19 protein-coding genes are annotated in these 21,447 nt (G+C 58.8%); 4 read left to right on the top strand and 15 right to left on the bottom strand.

The genetic code is table 11. From position 1 onward, the window contains the following. Nucleotides 1–15 precede the first annotated feature (15 nt). Both PG062_RS11630 and PG062_RS11625 read left to right on the top strand, forming a co-directional pair. Nucleotides 16–2,049: a heavy metal translocating P-type ATPase gene (locus PG062_RS11630; RefSeq protein WP_270752414.1), complete on the top strand. Its 2,034-nt coding sequence runs from the start codon at nt 16–18 to the stop codon at nt 2,047–2,049. Then, entirely contained in the window at nt 2,046–2,330 is a 285-nt protein-coding gene (locus PG062_RS11625; protein WP_114000923.1) for an acylphosphatase, read from the top strand. The genes PG062_RS11630 and PG062_RS11625 overlap by 4 nt, the downstream gene beginning before the upstream one ends. A gap of 556 nt (nt 2,331–2,886) precedes the next feature. On the opposite strand, the gene PG062_RS11620 is transcribed toward PG062_RS11625, so the two are convergent. The 12 genes from PG062_RS11620 to PG062_RS11565 all read right to left on the bottom strand — a co-directional run bounded on the left by PG062_RS11620 (nt 2,887) and on the right by PG062_RS11565 (nt 13,994). After that, nucleotides 2,887–3,642: a LamB/YcsF family protein gene (locus tag PG062_RS11620; RefSeq protein WP_270752413.1), complete on the bottom strand. Its 756-nt coding sequence runs from the start codon at nt 3,640–3,642 to the stop codon at nt 2,887–2,889. Between the two features lie 89 nt (nt 3,643–3,731). Continuing rightward, nucleotides 3,732–4,523 carry a putative hydro-lyase gene (locus PG062_RS11615; RefSeq protein ID WP_114000818.1) on the bottom strand — a complete coding sequence of 264 codons (792 nt, stop codon included), beginning with the start codon at nt 4,521–4,523 and terminating at the stop codon, nt 3,732–3,734. Next, nucleotides 4,523–5,521 carry a 5-oxoprolinase subunit C family protein gene (locus PG062_RS11610; RefSeq protein WP_270752412.1) on the bottom strand — a complete coding sequence of 333 codons (999 nt, stop codon included), beginning with the start codon at nt 5,519–5,521 and terminating at the stop codon, nt 4,523–4,525. The genes PG062_RS11615 and PG062_RS11610 overlap by 1 nt, the downstream gene beginning before the upstream one ends. Further along, nucleotides 5,518–6,213, bottom strand: a complete 696-nt coding sequence (pxpB, locus tag PG062_RS11605) for a 5-oxoprolinase subunit PxpB (RefSeq protein ID WP_199488118.1) — start codon at nt 6,211–6,213, stop codon at nt 5,518–5,520. The genes PG062_RS11610 and pxpB overlap by 4 nt, the downstream gene beginning before the upstream one ends. A gap of 348 nt (nt 6,214–6,561) precedes the next feature. Next, nucleotides 6,562–7,632 carry a DUF4392 domain-containing protein gene (locus PG062_RS11600; RefSeq protein ID WP_158538902.1) on the bottom strand — a complete coding sequence of 357 codons (1,071 nt, stop codon included), beginning with the start codon at nt 7,630–7,632 and terminating at the stop codon, nt 6,562–6,564. 16 nt (nt 7,633–7,648) lie between these two features. Further along, a complete protein-coding gene (locus PG062_RS11595; RefSeq protein WP_270752411.1) occupies nt 7,649–8,506 on the bottom strand; it encodes an aminotransferase class IV in 858 nt (285 codons plus the stop codon). 43 nt (nt 8,507–8,549) lie between these two features. Then, nucleotides 8,550–9,197 (bottom strand): cytidylate kinase-like family protein, encoded by a 648-nt coding sequence (locus tag PG062_RS11590; protein ID WP_270752410.1) that lies wholly within the window; start codon nt 9,195–9,197, stop codon nt 8,550–8,552. A gap of 13 nt (nt 9,198–9,210) precedes the next feature. Further along, entirely contained in the window at nt 9,211–9,909 is a 699-nt protein-coding gene (locus PG062_RS11585) for an ABC transporter ATP-binding protein (protein WP_114000813.1), read from the bottom strand. Beyond that, nucleotides 9,902–10,696, bottom strand: coding sequence for an ABC transporter ATP-binding protein (locus PG062_RS11580; protein WP_114000812.1), 795 nt, complete (start codon nt 10,694–10,696; stop codon nt 9,902–9,904). The genes PG062_RS11585 and PG062_RS11580 overlap by 8 nt, the downstream gene beginning before the upstream one ends. Nucleotides 10,697–10,699: 3 nt before the next feature. Beyond that, nucleotides 10,700–11,704, bottom strand: a complete 1,005-nt coding sequence (locus PG062_RS11575; protein ID WP_270752409.1) for a branched-chain amino acid ABC transporter permease — start codon at nt 11,702–11,704, stop codon at nt 10,700–10,702. A gap of 16 nt (nt 11,705–11,720) precedes the next feature. Further along, complete coding sequence (locus PG062_RS11570; protein WP_114000810.1) at nt 11,721–12,611, bottom strand: branched-chain amino acid ABC transporter permease; 891 nt, start codon at nt 12,609–12,611, stop codon at nt 11,721–11,723. 147 nt (nt 12,612–12,758) lie between these two features. Continuing rightward, nucleotides 12,759–13,994: an ABC transporter substrate-binding protein gene (locus tag PG062_RS11565; RefSeq protein WP_270752408.1), complete on the bottom strand. Its 1,236-nt coding sequence runs from the start codon at nt 13,992–13,994 to the stop codon at nt 12,759–12,761. Between the two features lie 1,032 nt (nt 13,995–15,026). On the opposite strand from PG062_RS11565, the gene PG062_RS11560 reads away from it, so the two are divergent. Beyond that, on the top strand, nt 15,027–15,467 hold the full coding sequence (locus PG062_RS11560) for an Hsp20/alpha crystallin family protein (protein WP_114001099.1): 441 nt from the start codon (nt 15,027–15,029) through the stop codon (nt 15,465–15,467). Between the two features lie 328 nt (nt 15,468–15,795). Beyond that, nucleotides 15,796–18,270 carry an excinuclease ABC subunit UvrA gene (locus PG062_RS11555; protein WP_270752407.1) on the top strand — a complete coding sequence of 825 codons (2,475 nt, stop codon included), beginning with the start codon at nt 15,796–15,798 and terminating at the stop codon, nt 18,268–18,270. Between the two features lie 75 nt (nt 18,271–18,345). Here the strand turns inward: PG062_RS11555 and PG062_RS11550 are convergent, their stop codons facing one another. The 3 genes from PG062_RS11550 to PG062_RS11540 all read right to left on the bottom strand — a co-directional run bounded on the left by PG062_RS11550 (nt 18,346) and on the right by PG062_RS11540 (nt 21,336). Then, nucleotides 18,346–19,251: a tRNA lysidine(34) synthetase gene (locus PG062_RS11550; protein ID WP_114001101.1), complete on the bottom strand. Its 906-nt coding sequence runs from the start codon at nt 19,249–19,251 to the stop codon at nt 18,346–18,348. 3 nt (nt 19,252–19,254) lie between these two features. Then, nucleotides 19,255–20,382 (bottom strand): cysteine desulfurase family protein, encoded by a 1,128-nt coding sequence (locus PG062_RS11545; RefSeq protein ID WP_270752406.1) that lies wholly within the window; start codon nt 20,380–20,382, stop codon nt 19,255–19,257. A gap of 276 nt (nt 20,383–20,658) precedes the next feature. Then, entirely contained in the window at nt 20,659–21,336 is a 678-nt protein-coding gene (locus PG062_RS11540) for an alpha/beta fold hydrolase (RefSeq protein ID WP_270752405.1), read from the bottom strand. Nucleotides 21,337–21,447 lie beyond the last annotated feature (111 nt).

Genomic DNA, 21,447 nt, shown 5'->3' with positions numbered 1-21,447 from the left:
TACGGGAGTGTTCCAATGCAAAATTTTGAACCTACCGGGGCCGCTGCCGCCATGCCGGGCAGCGCTGTTCCCCAGATCAAGCGGCGGCTGGTCATCAGTGCCTGCCTGCTGATTCCGCTTTTTTACCTTGGCCTTGGCGCTGCTTTCGGGTTGCCACTGCCGCCGTTCCTGACCGGTGATAACGCCATGTGGTGCGGCATTGTGCAGCTGGTGCTCACCGTGCCGGTCTGCTGGCTGAACCGTTCCTATTTTATCAACGGCTGCAAGAGCATCCGCGCCCCCGGGCCGGATACGCTGGTGGCGCTCAGTTCCGGGGCGGCGCTGGTTTACGGCATAATCGCCATTTTTACACAGGATGCCCCGCAGGAGCTGTTCCTGCCCTCTGCCGCCGCTATTTTGATCTTTGCCGCAGCCTGCCAGCTGCTGGAAGTACGGTTTAAGGCACAAGCCATGGCCCCTCTGCACAGTCTGGCAGAGCGCCTTCCCGAAACCGCCTGCGTGCTGCGCAGCCGCCAGCAGTACACCGTGCCGCTGAATGAAGTCGCGGTGGGCGATATCTTCCTGATTCGTCCCGGCGATGTGATGCCGGTAGATGGCGTTGTCATTGAGGGCGAAACCACGGTGGATGAATCTGCCCTGACCGGTGCCGCCGCCCCCGTGGCCAAACACAAAGGCAGCACTGTTTACACCGCCACCGCCAACCAGGGCGGCGCCCTGATCTGCCGTGCCACCCGCATCGGGCCAGATTCCACCGCCGCCCAGCTGGTACATACCGTGCAGACCACTGCCGCTGCCAAGGTGCCGTTGAGTTCCCTGGCCGATAAGGTACGCAGCGTGTTTGTGCCCGCCGTTATCGGCGTTGCCTGCGTGGTGCTCATCATCTGGCTGCTGCTGGGGCAGAGCTTTGCTTTTGCGCTGGCCCGCGCCATCAGCGTGCTGGCTGTCAGCAGTCCCTGTGTGCTGGCGCTGGCAGCTTCGGCTGCCATCATGTCCGGTGCCAGCGTGGGTGCCAAGCACGGCATCGTGTTCAAAACAGCCGCCAGCCTGCAGTCCATCGGTACCCTGCACACCGCCGTGCTGGATAAAGCCGGAACAATCACCAACGGCGAGCCGGAAGTGGTCACCATTGTGGGCACCCGCAGCGTGCCCGCCAAGTTCCTGCTTGGCATGGCTGCCGGGCTGGAAAGCCAGAGCCAGGACCCACTGGCCCGCGCCGTGATGCGCAAAGCCGCTGCGGAGAACATCAAGCTGAGCGCCGTTAAGGACATTACCATTCTGGACGGCCAGGGCCTGACCGGCAAAATGGCCGGCAAGGTGATGGCAGGCGGCAGCGCAGAGTTTATTGTCGCCCAGTGCGAGCTGACCCCCGATTTGCAGCAGGCTGGCGAGCAGCTGGCCGCTGACGGCATTGCCCCGCTTTACTTTTCGCTCGACGGCCACGCAGCCGGTTTGATCGGCGTTGCCGATGCCGTAAAGCCCGCCAGCAAAGCCGCCCTTGACGCGCTGAAAGCCCTTGGGCTGGATGTGATCCTGTTGACAGGCGACAGCCGCACCAATGCAGACCGCGTTGCCGCTCAGGTTGGGCTGGATGACGCCCACGTGGTATCCGGCCTTGCCCCCGCAGAGCTGGAAGCCGAACTGCGCCGCCTGCAAACAAACGGCCCTGCCGCCATGATAGGCAGTACTTCTGCCGCCGCGGCACTGGCCTGTGCCGATGTCGGCATTGGCATGGGAGCCGAGCCGCTGCCCGCCGCCGATGTGATGCTGCTTCGGGACGATTTGGCCGATGCCGCTGCCGCGGTGCGCATTTCCCGCGCGGTGGATGCCCGCATTGCCCAGAACACCCGCATGGCGCTGGTTTACAGCGCGCTGCTGCCGCTGCTGGCCGCCGGTGTGCTTTACCCGCTGAACTTTGTGCTGCACCCGATCGATTCCGTCATTCTTATGACGCTGTTTGTGGCGTGGCTGCTGTCCGGCACGGCCCGGCTGAACAGCTTTGACCCAAAACCCGCCAGCCAGAGCGAACCGCAGAAGGAGCCCGCAGAATGAGCGCCGCCGTGGAACGCCGCCACTGGCATTTTACCGGCAGCGTGCAGGGGGTTGGCTTCCGCTACCGTGCGCAGTATGCCGCCCAGCTGCTGGATCTGACCGGCTGGGTGGAAAACAACTGGGACGGCACAGTGGACCTAGAAGCCCAGGGTTCCGCTGCCCAGCTGGATCGCCTGGTGCCCACCATTACCGGCACCAGCCATTGGATCCACATTGAAACCTTTACCTGCAAATCCATCCCCCCGGACCCTGCCGAGCGCAGCTTCCGCGTGCGGGGATAAGCATAGAAAAAGGCGCGTGCCTTGCCCCCATGGGCTGGCACGCGCCTTTTTGTTTTTATTATCCGCAATTTTAAGGCAATACCGCATAATTCTAAGTGCCGATACGGCGAGCGAGGTGCGGCAGATGCCAAGCCAAAAGCGCAGATAATACTGGATGTCTTATCGAGCATTTTGGCAACGCAGATGCCGTGCCGCAGCTGCCGGAGCGGTGCTTAAGCCGCAAGGCGGGAATTGTGCGGTGTTGCCTTAATTTTGGCGGCAGGGAGCCACCCCTCACCGGCTTTCGCCGGAGCTCCCCTCCAGGGGAGCCAATATCTTACTTTAGGTATGCGATGGCTCCCCTGGAGGGGAGCTGGACGCGAAGCGGCCTGAGGGGCGGTTTCCCGCTGCCAGGCTAAAAATTTGCAGGGAACGACACCTGCATCGTCCCGCATGACGGGCTTTGCCGGGTATTTCACTTCATCACCCGGCGCACACCTGCGGGCGCACACTGTGCGCCCTTACGGTCCCTACAGAGGAAAACGGCATTTGCTGAACGGTGCCCCTGCTCATTTTCTCAAAACGCCTTCAATTCCACCCCGGCTGCCTGCAGGGCCGCGCCGATCTTTTCTACAAAGGCCAGAGCCTTGGGGCCGTCGCCGTGTACGCAGACGGAATCCGCCTGGATGGCAATGTCCGTACCGTCGTTGACGGTCACTTTGCCCTCGGTTACCATGCGGATCACACGGGCAATGGCTTCGTCCTCATCCTCAATCATGGCGCCGGGGGTTCCGCGGGGCACAAGGCTGCCATCCGGGCGGTAGCCGCGGTCGGCAAACACCTCGTTGGCAACCGGCAGGCCGATGGCCTGGGCCGCCTTGACCATCTCGCTGCCGGAAAGCGCCAGCAGCACTGCGCCGGGGGCGCTTTCCTTCACCGCGGCGCAGATGGCATCCGCCAGCGCGCGGTCCTTGCCCGCCATGTTGTACAAAGCGCCGTGGGGCTTTACATGGTGCAGCGGCACACCGGCGGCATCGCAGAACGCTTTCAGCGCACCGATCTGATACTGCACACAGGCCTTGGCTTCCGCCGGGGTCAGCTTCATCTGGCGGCGGCCAAAGCCCTGCAGATCAGGAAAACCGGGGTGCGCCCCCACCGCCGCGCCGCTCTGTTTGCACAGCGCCACGGTGCGCTGCATCACCAGCGGATCGCCTGCATGGAAGCCACAGGCCACATTGGCCGATGTGATAAACGGGATCACCTTTTCATCCATTCCGATGGTATACGCGCCAAAGCTTTCGCCCAGGTCACAGTTCAAATCAATATACGGCATGGCTCAATCCTCCACTTTCAGGCATAAGGCAATGCTTCTGCCCCGCAGGGGCGCACAGTGTGCGCCCCTGCGGTTTTTACTATCTGCTCTTAATATTTCAGCTCCACATTTTTTACGTCGGTCACAAACATGTGCCCCGGCGCATGGGTGATGCAGAACTCCGGCTTGGAGTGCATCACAACGTTCTGCGGGGTCACGCCGCAGGGCCAGAACACCGGTGTTTCGCCGGGGTTGATGGTCACGGCATCGCCGTAATCCGGGTGAGCCAAATCATGGATGCCGATGGCTTCCGGCTCACCGATTTGCACCGGCATACCGTGCACGCGGGGCATGCCCGCTGTAATGGCAGCTGCCGCCGGGACCTGCCGGTACGGGATGGGCCGCATGCTGACCACCATGTTTCCGCTGAACACCCCCGCCGGGGTACAGGGAATGTTGGTGTTGTACATCGGCACATTCACGCCCTCTTCGATCTGGCGCACCGGGATGCCCGCTTCCAGCAGTTCAGATTCAAAGGAGAAGCTGCACCCGATCAAAAAGCTGACCAGGTCGTTCCTCTCCTCAAAGAATTTGCTCACATCGGTGTATTCCCCGGTCAGCTCGCCGTGTTCGTACACCCGGTAGCGCGGGATATCGGTAGCAATATCGCTGCCTTTGCCAAATTGGGCAAAGGTTCGCTCGCCTGCGTCCGCCACTTCCAGCAGCGGGCAGGCTTTGGGGTTGCGCTGGCAGAACAGCAAAAAGTCCCACGCCAGCGCCTTGGGCAGCACCACAAGGTTGCCCTGGGCATAACCGTTGCACATGCCGGTGGTCGGGCCGGTCAGTTCGCCCTTGCGGATCAGCCCGCGCAGGTCGGCCGGTTTCATGGCTGCAAAGTCCATTATTTCATCCGCTCCCTGATTTTGTCAAGCACGGCCGCCTGCGCCCTGGCTCCTGCAACAGCCTGCGCCGCGGTCACATATTGGAACGCCAGCTTTTCGCCGGGGCGCAGCTGCGCCATGGCCGAAAGGTCAGCGCTGATGACGGTTGCAATTTTGGCATACCCGCCGGTGGTCTGGTGGTCAGCCAGCATCACAATGGGCTGCCCGTTGGCCGATACCTGCACCGAACCCGCCACAATGCCGTCCGATACAATGTCCGACCCATCCACAGTCTCGATCTGCGGCCCCTGCAATTTGCAGGCCATGCGGTCACAGTCTGCTGTCAAAGCATATACCCCGTGTACAAATGCGGCCTGCCCCACTGCGGTAAAGGCATCGGTCTGGGGGCCGGGCACCGCACGGAACAGCGGCAGCTTCCGCCCGCCCAAAAAGCGCCACGGCCTTGCGGGGGTGCGCGCCGTGCCCAGCGGGCGGTTTGCCCCTTTGGCGCAGATCTGCTGCCAGCGCTGTTCCACCATGGCGGGTGCCGCCCCAATGGGCAGCACATCCCCAGCTTTCAGTGCGCGGCCATCCAGCCCGCCCATCCGGCATTTTAAGTCGGTGGAGCGGCTGCCCAGCACGGGCGGGGTATCCACGCCGCCAAACACAGCCAGGTAGCCGCGCAGCCCGCTGCGGGCCGCGCCGATTGCCAGCACCTGCCCCGCGCGGGCCAAAAGCGGCGTATAGGCGGGCACCGGGCAGCCATCCAGCGCGGCGGGCATATCGGCCCCCGCCAGGGCAAAAACAGCGTCCCCGTCAAACTGATACTTGCCGCCCTGCAGGGTCATTTCCAGCACGGCGGCAACGGCTGCCTGGGGGTTGCCCGCCAGCAGGTTGGCGGTCCGCATAGCGTAACCATCCGCCGCTCCACAGGTGCGGAACCCCCGCGCGGCATAGCCGGTGCGGCCTGCATCCTGCACGGTGGTCAGCGGGCCGGGGCTTATCACATGCAAGTTCATAGTGCCGCCCCCTGTTCTTTCTGGATGGTTTCAAACTTTTCCGGGCTGATGGGCACAAACCGGATGCGGTCCCCCGCCGCGTAAGGCAGTTTGCCGCCGCCAGCCGGGTCAAACAGGCGCAGCGGCGTGCGGCCGATCAGCTGCCACCCGCCGGGGGAAGCCAGCGGGTAGATGCCCGTCTGCTTGCCGCCAATGCCCACCGCCCCCGCGGGGATCTTGGTGCGCGGGGTCTGCAACCGGGGGCAGACAATGCGTTCATCCATGCCGCCCAGGTACGGGAACCCCGGCAGAAACCCCAGCATAAAAATGCGGTAGTCCCGCCCGCAGTGGATGTCGATGACCTGCTGTTCGGTCAGCCCGGCGTGCTGTGCCACAAAGGCCAGGTCGGGGCCGTAATCTCCGCCGTAACACACCGGCACCTCCACCAGCCGCCCGGCCGCGGTGCTGCTGACCGGGGGCAAAGCGTCCCACAGACGGCGCAGCGCGGGGATCAGGGTATCGGCATCGGTCTGCAAAGGGTCCAGCGTGACCAGCAGCGCCGCATAGGTGGGCACTGTTTCCACCACGCCGGGCAGCTGCGCCGCCTGCACAGCGGCATCCAGCGCCATAACCTGCGCGTTCACCTGTTCACTGATCTCACTGCCGCAGACGGCCAGCACGCCGCTGTCCCCCACGGGGGTAAACTGGATCATAACAAAAATCCCCTTTGCGTCCGGTATTTTGGGGCTGGTCAGGAAGTGTGCTGTACCTTTAGGTTAGCGGGCGCACATTGTGCGCCCCTACGTTCTCTATAAGGCAAACATATCGTTTTGAGTATACCGCTCTACCCCATTTGTAGGGGACGATGCTTGCATCGTCCCGCATGTCGAACCGATACGTTTTCGCAGGGGCGGGCATTGCTCGCCCGCCGACGTTTGGGCTGCGAAACGCTTTAAGGGTTCGCGGGCGCACATTGTGCGCCCCTACGGTCCCTAAACGTGCCGTTTTGGGTTCACTGCTTCCTGACCAAGGCCAATGTGCCTATTATAGCACAACCTGCTTTATGCCTGCTCAAAAAATTTCTTTGCCAGCACCGGGCCGAACCAGTGGTCCGAATTGTGGGAATACCGCACCGCATACGCCGTGCACTGCCGCATCATGCTGACAATGCCAACGTTCATGCGGGTATCAAACCCATCCACACCCGGCAGCAGCGAGCCTGTCATATCGATCATGCCATTGCGGGAAAGCACCCGCATGACCTCGCTTTCCATCTCCTCCCGGTGCAGGATGTCCATATCCTTTTTCAGGTAGGCCAGCGCGGCCATCAGCGCATAGCAGCCCCAGTCAGAGCAGGTTGCCGTGATGATGTTATCGGTGCTGCTTGCGGCCAGAATGCCGCCGCAGCAGCCGTCCTGGCATTCGCCGGGGGCGGTGAAGGGCACATATTTTTTAATGTGCTCCCCAATGGTGCCCATGCCGATCTCATTGCCCAGATCGCCGATGGCCACATTGGGCACGCCGCGGGCGCGCAGTTCGTTCCACAGCACATCGCTTTTGGCTTCCAGTGCGGTCACATCCTTGCCCACCGCATTGTGGTAAACACCCTTGGCGTTGCCGCCGCAGGCTTCCACCGAGATTACCGCTGCTGGTAAAATCTTATCCGCCAGCGCTTTGGCCTGGGCGGGGGCTTTGGCCTTATCTTTGGTAAAGGCCACAACGCCAAGGCTCAGCGGCAGCTCCATGGCGGTATCCAGGTCCTCATACACATGCAGACCCACCACATTGCCGCATTTCTTAAAGGCTTCCACGCTGTCCTGCGGGCAGACGATGATCGGCTTTGCCCCAAAGGCCAATACCAGAGACCGCGCCAGCAGAATTGCGCTGACAGAACCGTCCATTTCCGGCACCTTGTGGGGCAGCAATACAAACCCGACCAGGATATACACCGGATCGCCGGGGTGGATAGCTTTGCACAACGCTTCGGCTGCGTGCATAGCGGTCGGCTCCCCGGTATATGCCCGGCTGCCCGCGTACAAAATGCGGCACACCCCGTAACCGCGGGGGTCCAGACACATGATGGCATCCAGGTTTTCGCCTACATTGCGTTTTTCCAGTTCGTCACGGGTCATGGTGTTTTCCCCCTTTTCAGCCCCACAGACTTTCGCAGCCGGTATAGTCATAGAACTCTTTCAGCACTTCATCCTGGATGGCTTTCAGGGTAGCGGGGTCCTTGCCGCCGGCGGGCTTGCCCTCAAACTCGCAGGCATGCAGGCAGAAGTTGGAGGAGGAGGTCACGATGATCTCATCCGCATCGCGCAGGAAATCCACCGTGAACGGTTTTTCCATCACGGTAATGCCCAGGCGGTAGCAGGCCTGCAGCATATGGGTCTTGGCAATGCCGCGCAAAATCAGTTCATCGTTCGGGTGGGAATAGAAAATCCCGTCTTTCAGCACTGAAACGTTGGAATGCGCACATTCCGTTACAATATCCCCGCGGTGGAACACGGTCTCGCTCATGCCGGCCAGCTTGGCGCGCTGGGCGGTCATAACGCTGGGCAGCAGGTTCAGCGTTTTGATGTTGCAGTGGTAAAAGCGAGTGTCCTCCTCAGAGTTCAGGCGGATGGGCTTGTCGGGGTCGTTCAGGGTGTTGGGCCGGATGGAAACCCACAGCTTGCCGGGCACGCCTTCCTCATACACATGGTTGCGGGGCTCCACACCGCGGGTGACCTGCCAGTATACAAAGTTGACCTTGCTGTCCACCTTGGCCAGCAGGTCGGTCAGCAGCCTGCCCAGCTCGGCCTTGCTCATCGGGATGTTGATATCCAGTGCCTTGGCGCTGGTAAAAAAGCGGTCCAGGTGGTCCTGCAGCAGGTATACCTTGCCGTTCGCGCCAACGGTGGCATCGTAGCAGCCATCGCCAAAAAAGTGAACGCGATCATTGAACGGCACCATCAATTCTTCCGGTGCGCCGATTTTGCCATCATAATATGCAATGGATTCCATTTTCCCTTACTCCTCTCATCTTGGTTGCCTTTATGTTCAGCCGTTATTTGGCTTTCCCATCAAATTTCAGTTCAATCACTTTTTTAATCAGCTCCACGCAGTTATCCAGCCCAATGGCGGCGGAATCCAGGCAGAGGTCATAATTTTCCACCCGCTTCCACTGGCGGCCGGTGTGGTATTTGTAATAGCTTTCACGGTAGCGGTCCAGCTTGTCAATATAGTGCTTGGCCTGGCTGCTGCCAATGCCCTGGCGCTTCATCTCGCGCTCCACACGCCAGTCATAGGGGGCATCCACATACACGGTCAGCACGTTGGGCTTATCCCGCAGAACAAAGTCCGCCGCGCGGCCCACGCAGATATAGCTTTCCTCGTTCAGCAGCTCCCGCAGCACCTTGGCCTGGTAGTTGAACAGGTTTTCATCGCTGATAAAGTTGCCGCTTTCCGGCGGGATGATGCTGCCGTCATACACCCGTTCCGAAACCCGGTACAGCATGGTTTTGCGGGTGTTCTCATCGGCGTGGGCAAACAGTTCCTCGCTGATGCCGCTGTCCTCTGAGGCAAGGCGCAGCAGCTTGCGGTCATACAGGTCAATGTCAAATGCCTTTGCCAGCTGCTTGCCAATGTAGCTGCCGCCGCCCGAACCACAGGTGCGGGTAATGGCGACTGCAAAATACGGATAATTGGGATACATTTTCCACCCCTCCTTACTGGCCCAGATAGGCTTTCTTCACGCGCGGGTCGTTCAGCAGATCCGCGGCGTTGCCCTCAATGCTGATGTTGCCGGTTTCCAGCACATAGGCGCGGTCCGAGATGGCCAGCGCCATCTTTGCGTTCTGCTCCACCAGCAGGATCGTGATGCCCTGCTTGTTTACTTCCTGAATGATGGCAAAGATCTCTTTGACCAGCAGGGGCGAAAGGCCCATCGAAGGTTCATCCATCAAAATCATTTTGGGCTTTGCCATCAGGGCGCGGCCTACGGCCAGCATCTGCTGCTCGCCGCCGGAAAGTGTGCCCGCCAGCTGGCGGCGGCGCTCTTCCAGACGGGGGAAGCGCTTATACACATCCTTCATCGTCTCTTCCATCCCGGCCGGGTCGGCATAAGCGCCCATTTCCAGGTTTTCTTCCACCGTCATCTGGGGGAAGATATGCCGCCCTTCCGGCACATGGGCCAGCTTGTAGGTAATGATCTTGCTGGGTTCCGCCTTGCGCAGGTCGTGCCCGTCAAACATCACGCTGCCGGACGCAGCTTTTTCCAGCCCGGTAATGGTGCGCAGGGTGGTGGTTTTGCCCGCGCCGTTTGCCCCGATCAGGGATACGATCTCGCCGTCATCCACATGCAGCGATATGCCGTTCAGCGCGTGTACCGCGCCGTAATTGACATGAAGGTCTTTTACTTCAAGCATCCGCTTCGACCTCCTCCTCTTTGTCTTTGCCCAGGTATGCTTCAATCACATGGGGGTCATTGGCGATCTCTGCCGGTGTGCCGGAAGCGATCGTGGTACCAAAGTCCAGCACCTGGATTCGCTCGCAGATTTTCATGACCAAACTCATGTCATGCTCGATCAGCAGCACCGATACCTTGAATTCGCTCCGGATATAATCAATAATCTCCAGCAGTTCCTCCGTTTCAGTCGGGTTCATACCGGCGGCCGGTTCGTCCAGCAGCAGCAGCTTCATGTTGGTGGCCAGCGCGCGGGCAATCTCCAGGCGGCGCTGCTCACCATAGGGCAGGTTGTCGGCCTCCAGGTCCTCCTTGCCGGAAAGGTGCACCACCTGCAGCAGCTCTTTGGCGCGTGCGGTGGCGGCGGCTTCCTGCTGCCAGTACGCCTTGGTGCGGAAGATGGCCTGCGGCATGTTGTAGGTCAGTTCTTCCAGCATGGCAGCTTTGACGTTTTCGATCACCGTCATTTTTTTGAACAGGCGGATATTCTGGAAAGTTCTGGCAATGCCTGCATGAACGATCTGGTGGGTCTTTTTGCCGTTCATCCGCTCACCATTCAGGTAAAGGGAGCCTTCGGTCGGCTTATACACACCAGTGATCAGGTTGAACACGGTGGTTTTGCCTGCGCCGTTGGGGCCGATCAGCCCCACCAGCTCGGATTCGCCGATTTCCATATTAAAATCATCCACGGCTTTCAGGCCGCCAAACTGGATGCCAAGGTGCTGGCATTTCAAAACGGGTTGTGCCATGGTTCAGGCCCCCTTTTCTGCTTTTGCTTTTACCGTGCCGCGGCCGGTCAGTTTTTCCAGCGCGCGGGTCAGGCTGAACTCCCACCGGCCAAAGATGCCGCCGGGACGGAACAGCATGACCAGCACCAGAACCACCGAGTAGGCCAGCATGCGGTAGGTAGAAAATTCACGCATCAGTTCCGGTAAAGCGCTCAGGAACGCTGCGCCGATGATGGAACCGGTCAGCGAACCGGTGCCGCCGATGATCACTTCGCTCAACAGCTCTGCGGAATAGTTAAAGTTGAAGTTGGTGGGGATCATTGCCGTCATGTAATGGGCATAAATACCGCCGCCGATGCCGGCAAAGAATGCGCTGATGGCAAAGGTCATGACCTTGTAATAGGTCACGTTGATGCCGGAAGCCGAAGCCGCGATGTAGTCCTCACGGATGGCCTGCACGGTGCGGCCATATTTGCTGCGGACGAACAGGTACATGATGGCAACGCAGACCACCATGATCCAGAATACCCGCGGGAAGGTGGACAGCTTGAGGATGCCGCTCATTGTTTTACCGCCGCCGGTGATGGAAAAGTTGCAGAAGCAGACGCGGATGATTTCGGCAAACGCCATGGTGACAATGGCGAGATAGTCGCCGCGCAGGCGCAGCGCCGGGATGCCGACCAGTACGCCCATGATGCCCGCAGCCAGGCCGCCGACCAGCAGCGCGATCAGGAACAGCCCCAGATCCGAAAGCCCTTTGCCTGCCAGCGCGCCGGATACAATGGCGGAGACATAAGCGCCGACCGAAACAAACCCCGCATGCCCCAAGGAGAACTCGCCCATAAAGCCAACTACCAGGTTCAGCGATGTGACCATGATGATGGTGTAGCAGGCGGTGGTGCAGATGCCCTGAATATAGGTGGTGGAGGTGCCGAACGCATTGGCGGCGAACAGCCCTGTCAACAGGGCAAACACCAGCGCCACGCCCACAGCGTCCAAAAGATAGGAGCCTTTTATTTTTTTACTCATTGCTCTGCTCCCTCCCTTACACTTTTTCGCCGGTGTTCTTGCCCAGGATACCGGCGGGCTTGACCAGCAGGATCACGATCAATGTGCCGTAAGTAACGGCTTCGTACCAGCCGGGGGCAAACAGCTTGACAAAAATTTCAATCAGGCCGACCAGAATGCCGCCGATCATGGCGCCGGGGATGATGCCAATGCCGCCCAGAACTGCGGCGATGAAGGCTTTCATGCCCATCATGGAGCCCATATCGGTGGTAACGCGGGGGTAGGTAGAGCAGTACATCAGCGCTGCCACCGCCGCCAGACCGGAGCCGATGGCAAAGGTCAGGGTGATGATCTTGTTCACGTTGATGCCCACCAGGGTGGAAGCATCCTTATCCTGCGGGACGGCGCGCATGGCCTTGCCCAGCTTGGTCTTTTTTACAAACAGCTGCATGCAAAGCATCATCGCAACGCCGATGCCAATGGTCAGCAGCACGTTCAGCGGCAGCGATACCCCGCCGACCGTAATGGTGGGCAGGCTGAAAATAGCCTGCACGTTGTGCGGCTTGGCGCCAAACAGCACCATGGCCAGGTTTTCCAAAAAGATGCTCATGGCCAGTGCGGTAATCAAGGCGGACATGGGCCCGGCCTTGCGCACCGGGCGGTAAGCCAGGATCTCAACCAGCACACCAACCAGCGCGCACACCGCAACGGCCACAATCACGGCCATCCAGGCGGGCATTCCCGCATCGACCATCAGCGGGATGGTGTAAAACAATGTGTAAGCACCGATCATGATAAAATCGCCGTGGGCAAAGTTGATCATGCGGATGATACCGTAAACCATGGTGTAGCCCAACGCGATCAGCGCATAAATAGCGCCCTGGTTCAGGCCGTTGATCAGGCCCTGAACAAATAATGATGCAGTCATGGTCCATTCACCTTTCCTATCATTTTTTGTGAATGTTTGATTCGGGGGAATCAAAAAAAATAAAAAAGTGCGCGCGGCTGCTTGCATTGCCGCGCGCACCATTGCGCCTTTGCTCTGGAGGGGGTGTTTAGGGAAAACTAAAAAACTTTACTCAGCGGAGGAAACCAGGTTGCCATCGGAATCCAGCGTCTCAGACCACTTGACCTTGCCGTCAACAAAGGTGTTGAATGCAATGCTCTTGATGGCGTCGCCGTTTTCGTCCAGCTTGATCTTGCCGCCAACGCCGGTAAACTCCATACCGGTCATGCCTTTTACCAGGCTTGCGGTATCGGTGCCGCCACCATTCTCGGCAGCTTGCAGCAGCATGTAGATGGCGTCATAGTACAGGGCCGCGCAGGCGTTCAGGCTTTCGGTGCCGTACTTTTCGGTGTACTTCTGTACAAAGTTCTGAACGGCGGGGGCGGTATCCTCGCTGGAGTAGTGGTTGGTAAAGTAGCAGTCATCAAACTTGTCTTCCAGGCCGGTGGTATCCGCGCCATCCCAGGCATCGCCGCCCATGATGGTACCGGTAAAGCCCGCATTGCGCGCTGCGCCTACAAACAGCGGTACCGTATCCAGGAAGCAGGGATAATACAAAAACTCTGCGCCGGAAGCCACGGCCTGTGCTGCCTGGGAGGAAAAGTCAGTATCAGTGCTCATGCACTCGCCGGTATAGGTAATTTCAATGCCGTTGGCCTCGCAGTTTTCTACAAAAGCGTCCTTCAGGCCGTTGGAATAGTCATCATCCTTGGCATAAATCACGGCTACCTTGCTGAATCCCTTGCTCTTAACAAACAGGGCGGCCATCTTGCCCTGATACGGGTCAATGAAACAGTTACGGAAGATCGTGGAGCCTTTCTGGGTCACATCCACGTTGGTAGCGCCGGTTGCCAGCAGCAGCATTCCGTCATTGGCAGCCTGGGTCGCCATAGGCAGTGTAACGGAAGAGAAGAAGCTGCCCACGATAGCGGCCGGGGAATCTGCCATGACCTTGTTGTAAGCGTTCATGGCCTGCTTGGCGTCCTTGGCATCGTCAGCCACCTTGCCGCCGTTGACGATCTCGACCGTGTAGCCGGAATCGCCGGAGTTGATCTCCTCCACAGCCATATCCACCGCGTTCTGGGCACCCTCGCCGTAAATAGCGGAGCCGCCGGTCATGGAGCAGACCACACCAACGCGGATCACATTACCGCTGTCCGCGCTGGATGCTGTGGTGGAAGCGGCACTGGAAGTATCTGCCGTGCTGGCTGTGCCGCCCTGTGCGCTGGAAGAACAGCCGCCCAAAACGCCTGCCGCCATCGCCGCCGCCATGGTAAGAGAAAGAACCCGTGTTGCCTTTTTCATCGTAAGCCCCTCTTTCTTTCATGTTCGTTCTGCTTTCTTCTCTCAGGGCAATACCGCATAATTCTAAGTGCCGATACGGCGAGCGAGGTGCGGCAGATGCCAAGCCAAAAGCGCAGATAATACTGGATGTCTTATCGAGCATTTTGGCAACGCAGATGCCGTGCCGCAGCTGCCGGAGCGGTGCTTAAGCCGCAAGGCGGGAATTGTGCGGTGTTGCCTCGGATATCTCCTGACCAAACAAAAAGCGCGCAGCCCCGCCGTCAAGCGGGTGCCGCACGCCTTTGTGCAAAAGCAAAATCTCTTTTGTTCTTTTTATGCTTTTGTCTCCAGAATCAGAACGGGGTCCGCAGCTTTTGCACTGCGGACCCCGTTGTCCTTGCTCCGTGTTTGGATTGTTCTGATTATAGCATACTGCCAAAATTTTGCAAGCACTTTTTGTCGGCATCAGGGGGATTTTTGCCGCCGATCGCCTTATTCTATTAAGCTGTTTCTTCGTTTTTCATCTCGCATCCCCGTTTTTGCTTTCTTTTTTTCCGTCAAATTGTCCTTTGGGCTAAATAACTTCAAAATCACAGCTTTTCCCCCGCACCACTGGGTCATGCCGGGCAGCGGACGGCCCAGTTCGGCAGCCTTATTCCGCTGTTTCTCCCCGCCTTACGTTGTCACAGCCTTGTTTATCGAATAGTTTCTCTGCCAATTTTTTATGTTATCCAAAATCCAGCATTGTTTCTCGCTTTATCGCACCATGGTTTTATATCGAATGTTCGTCTTATTTTGTGGCGGGTTTTTCCGCCATTTTCCAATATTATATATTTTGTGAACAATCATTGCATAGGTTGTAAACATTAGCACTCTGCTATTGACAGTGCTAATTTTAGGGTTATAATAAAAGCGTACCTTGAAAGAGGGGGTGCGGAACGCAAGAGCGTTCCGGGAAACACCGCCAAGGAGCCGCAAGGCTCGGGAAGCGTCAGACTTCCCGGAGAGGCACCAAATAAAATTCCAGATTTTTACAAAGTGAGGTTATGACTTATGTTGCCGACTGTTTTTGGTGAAAATCTTTTTGATGATTTCTTTGACGATTCCTTTGGTATGATGAACGCACGCAACCCGCTGTACGGCAAGCATGCACGCAACCTGATGAAGACTGATATCCGCGAGACCGATACCAACTATGAGCTGGCCATTGATCTGCCGGGCTTCAAGAAGGATGAGATCCACATTGAGCTGAAAAACGGCTACCTGACCATCAGCGCCGCCAAGGGCCTGGATAAAGACGAAAAGGCCCCCGAAGGCAAGTATATCCGCCAGGAGCGTTACACCGGCGCCTGCAGCCGCAGCTTCTATGTTGGCACCGACCTGCAGCCCAAGGATGTCAGCGCCAAGTTCACCGATGGCATCCTGGAGTTGACCTTCCCGAAGGAAGCTCCCAAGAAGGAACCTGATGTGACCCGCGTTGAAATTGGTGAATAACCGATCTGCCTTTGCGGCATAACTGAATAAGTCTCAGCGGTGCCCCGCCCTTGACCCCAATCGGTCAGGGCGGGGCACCGCTTTTTTTGTTTTGTTGCACCCCTGTGGTATAATGGTTTTAAGGCAATACCGCATAATTCTAAGTGCCGATACGGCGAGCGAGGTGCGGCAGATGCCAAGCCAAAAGCGCAGATAATACTGGATGTCTTATCGAGCATTTTGGCAACGCAGATGCCGTGCCGCAGCTGCCGGAGCGGTGCTTAAGCCGCAAGGCGGGAATTATGCGGTATTGCCTTATAATAAATCCAACTGGGGGGCTGCTGTTTGTATGGTCGATCATATTGAGATCCGCGGGGCACGGGTACACAACCTAAAAAATATTGATGTCGATGTGCCGCTGAACAAAATCGTCGGCATTGCGGGTGTATCCGGTTCCGGCAAATCTTCGCTGGCGCTGGGCGTGCTGTATGCCGAAGGTTCGCGCCGGTATCTGGACGCACTTTCCACCTACACGCGCCGCCGCATGACCCAGGCCCCCAAAGCTGATGTGGACGAGGTTCTGTATGTTCCCGCCGCGTTGGCGCTGCACCAGCGGCCGGGGGTGCCGGGCATCCGCAGCACCTTTGGCACCGGCACCGAGCTGCTGAACAGCCTGCGGCTGATGTATTCCCGCCTTGCCAGCCACCGCTGCCCCAACGGGCATTATCTTGCGCCCACCCTGGCCGTGGCCGCCGGGCAGGAGCTGATCTGCCCCGAATGCGGGGCCCGCTTTTACGCCCCTTCGGCGGAAGAGCTTGCCTTTAACAGCCAGGGTGCCTGCCGCACCTGCGGCGGCACCGGCACCGTACAGACCGTTGACCGCGCCACCCTTGTGCCGGACGAAAGCCTGACCATTGACGAGGGCGCTGTGGCCCCCTGGAACTCTTTGATGTGGTCGCTGATGACCGATGTCTGTCGCGCCATGGGGGTGCGCACCGATGTGCCGTTCCGCGACCTGACCGATGTGGAGAAAGAGATCGTCTATGACGGCCCGGCTGAGAAGAAGCACATTTTCTACCACTCCAAAAACAGCGAGCAGGCCGGGGAACTGGATTTTACCTATTACAGCGCCGTACGCACGGTGGAAAATGCACTCTCCAAAGTCAAGGACGAAAAAGGCATGAAGCGGGTGGAAAAGTTTTTGCGTCAGGATATCTGCCCGGACTGCGGCGGTTCCCGGCTGTGCGCTGCAGCCCGCGCGCCCAGGCTGCAGGGTATCCCGCTGGATGAAGCCTGCCGCATGACCCTTTCCGACCTGGTTGCCTGGGTAAGCGGGGTTCCCGCCGCCCTGCCGGAAGAAATGCGCCCCATGGCGCAGAGCATCTGTGAATCGTTCCAAACGGTGGCCAAGCGGCTGATGGACCTGGGGCTGGGCTACCTGGCGTTGGACCGCGCCGCGGCTACCCTTTCCACCGGCGAGCGCCAGCGCATGCAGCTGGCCCGCGCGGTGCGCAACCGCACTACCGGCGTTCTGTATGTGCTGGATGAACCCTCTATTGGGCTTCACCCCGCCAACATCACCGGCCTGACCGGCGTGATGCAGGACCTGATCCACGATGGCAACTCGGTCATTCTGGTGGACCATGATACCCAGATTCTATCCGAAGCCGATTGGCTGATTGAGATGGGGCCGCAGGCCGGTGCGGGCGGCGGCCAGGTGATTGCCCAGGGCAGCATCCTGGCCATTGAAGCAAACGCCGCTTCCCGCATTGGGCCGTTCCTGGCGGGCAAAGCGCAGTGCCTGCGACCCCAGGCCCCGCAAAGCGAGTTGTTCGCGCTGGGGCGCATTCAGCTTTCCACCAATGCCATCCACACCGTAAAGCCGCTGGACATCGAAATTCCCAAGGGGCGGCTGACTGTGGTGACCGGGGTTTCCGGCTCCGGCAAGACCACCCTTGTGCTGGAAAGCCTGGTTCCCGGCCTGAACGCCGCCATCCACGGCCAAAATCTACCGGAGCATATACGCTCTATTGTGCCGGACGGCATCACCCAGGTCAAGCTGATCGATGCCGCACCCATTGGCATCAATGTGCGCTCCACCGTGGCCACCTATGCCAATGTGCATGATGAGCTGCGCAAAAAGTTTGCCGCCACCCCGGATGCCAGGCAGGCCGGGTATAAAGCGGGCGATTTTTCCTACAACACGGGCAAGCTGCGCTGCCCCGTGTGCGATGGCACCGGCAGCATCAGCCTGGATGTACAGTTTTTGCCGGATGTGGAGATTCCCTGCCCCGAATGCCGCGGTTCCCGCTATGCCAAGGAGGCCGGGCAGATTTTTTACACCAGCAAGTCCGGAACCAGATATTCCCTGCCGCAGCTGATGGATATGGATGTGAACACTGCCCTGACCGCCTGTGCCGACTGGCCGGTGGTGCGCCAGCGGCTGACTGTTTTACAGGAACTCGGCCTTGGCTACCTGACCCTTGGCGAGGAAACGCCCGGCCTTTCCGGCGGCGAGGCCCAGCGCCTGAAGCTGGCCAGCGAAATGGGCAAAGCCCAGTCGGACTCTCTGTTTGTCTTTGATGAGCCCACCATCGGCCTGCACCCCGCCGATGTGCAGGTTCTGCTCGGCGTGTTCCAGACCCTGATCGAGCACGGCGCCACCGTCATCGTCATTGAGCATGACCTGGATGTGATCCGCAACGCAGACTACATCATTGATATGGGCCCGGGCGGCGGTGCCCAGGGCGGCACGGTGGTGGCCGCCGGCACGCCGGACGTTATCCGCCACACCCCCGCCAGCCAGACCGGCAAATTTATCTGATTTTATATCTTTATAAACAAGCACATCCCTCGGCAGCGCCGTATTGGGCGGCCCGCCGGGGGATGTGTTTTGCTTTTATTCGGTTTTATCTGCTTCCTGCTTCTGCTTTTCTTTTAACTCTTTTTGCAGCTCTGCTTCCACGCGGTCAAAGCGCTCCAAAAAGCTATGTTCCTGCCCTTCGGTCTTGTAGCCGGGCATGGTATCCAGCGCAACGCCGTGGATGCTGCGGAAAATGCTGTTCTCAATGTTGGGGTTATCCCGCTTTAGGCGGCGCAGCAGCACCTTGACTTCCTGCCGCTTGGAGCCACCGCCGCCGTTGTCGCAGGTGGTGCAGTTTTCGGTAAAGCGGCAGGCGCACTGGATGAATTCCAGGTCGTTATAGCGTTTCCAGGCAATGATATCTTCCTCCCGCACGCAGTACAGCGGACGGATCAGCACCATGCCGGGAAAGTTGGTGCTGTGCAGCTTGGGCGGCATAGCCTGCAGCTGGGAGCCATAGAACATGCTCATCACGGTTGTTTCGATCACATCATTAAAATGGTGCCCCAGTGCAATTTTGTTGCAGCCCAGCTCCTGAGCCTTCTTGTACAGGTAGCCGCGGCGCATGCGGGCGCACAGGTAACAGGGGGATTTATCGCTGTTGTTGGCGACCGCAAACACATCCGTCTCAAAAATTGTGATGGGGATATTCAGCAGTGCGGCGTTGCTTTCGATCTTCTGGCGGTTGATCTCATTATAGCCGGGGTCCATCACCAAAAACACCAACTCAAAGGGCACATCGCTGTGGCGCTGCAGCTCCTGCATCAGTTTAGCCATCAGCATGCTGTCCTTGCCGCCGGAAATGCACACGGCAATTTTATCTCCCGCCTGCACCAGTTCATAGCGCTTGACCGCCACAATAAAAGGGGTCCACAACTCTTTGCGGTATTTTTTGATAATGCTGCGTTCAATCAGCTGGCAGGGTTCCATCTGGCGTTCCAATGGTCATTTCTCCTTTTGCAAATCCTTCAGGCAGCGGTCAAATGCTGCCAAAAATCCGTTCAGTTCCTCTTCGGTGGTCAGGTGGCTCAGGCTGATGCGCCATGAGCTGAGCGCATTTTTGCGGTCCCGGCTGACGGCAAACACCGCCTTGGACGGTGTGCCGTCAGTGGAGCAGGCCGATTTGACGGACACACATACCCCCTGCCCGCTCAACGCCTGCTGGAACACCCCGGCCTTGATGCCCGCCACGCTCACGTTTACAATGTGCGGCACCGCACCCGCCGGGCTGTTGATGCGCACGCCGGGGCGCTTTTGCAGCTCTGCGCACAAAGTATCATGCAGTGCCTGTACACAGGCGCAGCGCTGGGGCTGTTCATCCAGCGCAAGGTCCAGCGCCGCCTGCAAAGCCGCGGCAAGGCCCAGGGTGGGGGTGCCGCTGCGGTAAATGGTAGTGCTGGCCCCGCCGTTCATCTGGGGTTCGATCACCAGCCCTTTGCGCTTGTACAGCACGCCAATGCCGTTGGGGCCGTAAAACTTGTGGGCGGTAAAGCTCATGGTATCCACACAGTCCAGCCAGAGGGCCGTTTTGCCCACGGCCTGGGTGGCATCCACATGCAGGCAGCAGTTGGGGCAGCGGTGCACCAGCGCGGCGATCTCCCGCACCGGCTGCACGGTGCCCAGTTCACTGTCCACCCCGCAGATGGAAACCAGTACGGTATCCTTGCGCAGCAGCTCTTCCAGCTGTTCCAGGTCAATTCTGCCATCCCGGCCAATGTTCAGCAGATCGATCTCGTACCCCTGCTGCTGCAAGGCCGTCAATGTTGCCCCCACGCTGGAATGCTCCAGCGGGGTGGAGATGATATGCCGCCCCACATGCCGGGCCGCGCGGGCCATGCCCTTTAAGGCAAGGTTGTTGGCTTCCGTTGCGCCGGATGTATAAATGATTTCCTCCGGCAGCACCCCCAGCTGTGCCGCAATCAGGCCGGTCACACGGTTCATCTCCTGTCGGGCGGCCTGCCCGGCGCAGTGGGTGGAATTGGGGTTGCCGATAAAATTCTGCTCGGTGCGGCAGTATACTTCCAGCACACGGGGGTCCACCGGCGTGTTGGCCGAATAATCCAGATATATCATGCGCAAATCCCCCTGTTTCGTTGCCTGAAATTTAAGGCAACACCGCACAATTCCCGCCTTGCGGCTTAAGCACCGCTCCGGCAGCTGCGGCACGGCATCTGTGTTGCCAAAATGCTCGATAAGACATCCAGTATTATCTGCGCTTTTGGCTTGGCATCTGCCGCACCTCGCTCGCCGTATCGGCACTTAGAATTATGCGGTATTGCCTTAATTATACCACCATTTCCTACCGCGTCAATGGGTTGCAATGCGCCGTGCCGGATCCCTCGCCGAGCGTCAGCTTTTCATAAAGGCGATGATGTCCCTTGCCATCACATCCAGGTGGCCAATGATGTCGCCGTGGCCGTACCCGACAAAGGGGTGGTCCTGCGCGTTGGGGTAGGCGCGTTTTAATTTCTGCATCGCTTTTTTCATGTTCGGCTCGTTGGAACCGTACCAGATGGCCACCTTCGCTTCCGGGTCAGGGGCAAAAGTGTCGATCACGGGATACAGGCGCAGGGCTTCCTTGGTGGCATTTTCCAATGTAGCAAGCGAGATATTTTTTGCCACATATTGGAACTGGTTCAGCAGCTTTTGGTCGTCCCCGCGGGTATACAGCCGCAGCATCCACGGCAGCTTATCCACAGACTGAATCTTCTTTGTCAGGTTATACTGGCTGCGCGGCACAATGGCGGTCAGCACCCAGCTGAACATACCAAGGTTCATGTACTGCGGGCCGCTCAAAATCATAGCGCCTACCTTAACTTTTTGCCGGTGGAACAGCATACCTGCCGTTGCGCCGCCCATGGATTCGCCAAGCACCAGGTCGATGGCACCATCCTGTTCTTCTTTGATATACTGTTCCAGCTTTTCGGCCATTGCTTCCGCCGTGGTAAAGGTAGTTTTGCCGGTATCATCATAGCCGTCCGTGCTGACGGCGATCACATGGTACTGCTTTTCCAGCAGCGGAATCACCGCTTCAAACTAGCGCCAGCTCATCATGTTGCCGGGCAGCAGCATAATTTTGCGGCTGTTCTGTTTGCCAAATTCCTGTACTTCCATATAAACGTTCCCTCCTCAGACCCC

This window comes from Gemmiger qucibialis (assembly GCF_027689445.1).
GTDB classification, from domain to species: domain Bacteria; phylum Bacillota; class Clostridia; order Oscillospirales; family Ruminococcaceae; genus Gemmiger; species Gemmiger qucibialis.
Note: the sequence above shows the minus strand (reverse complement) of the source record. Positions and strands in the feature narration are given on the sequence as shown.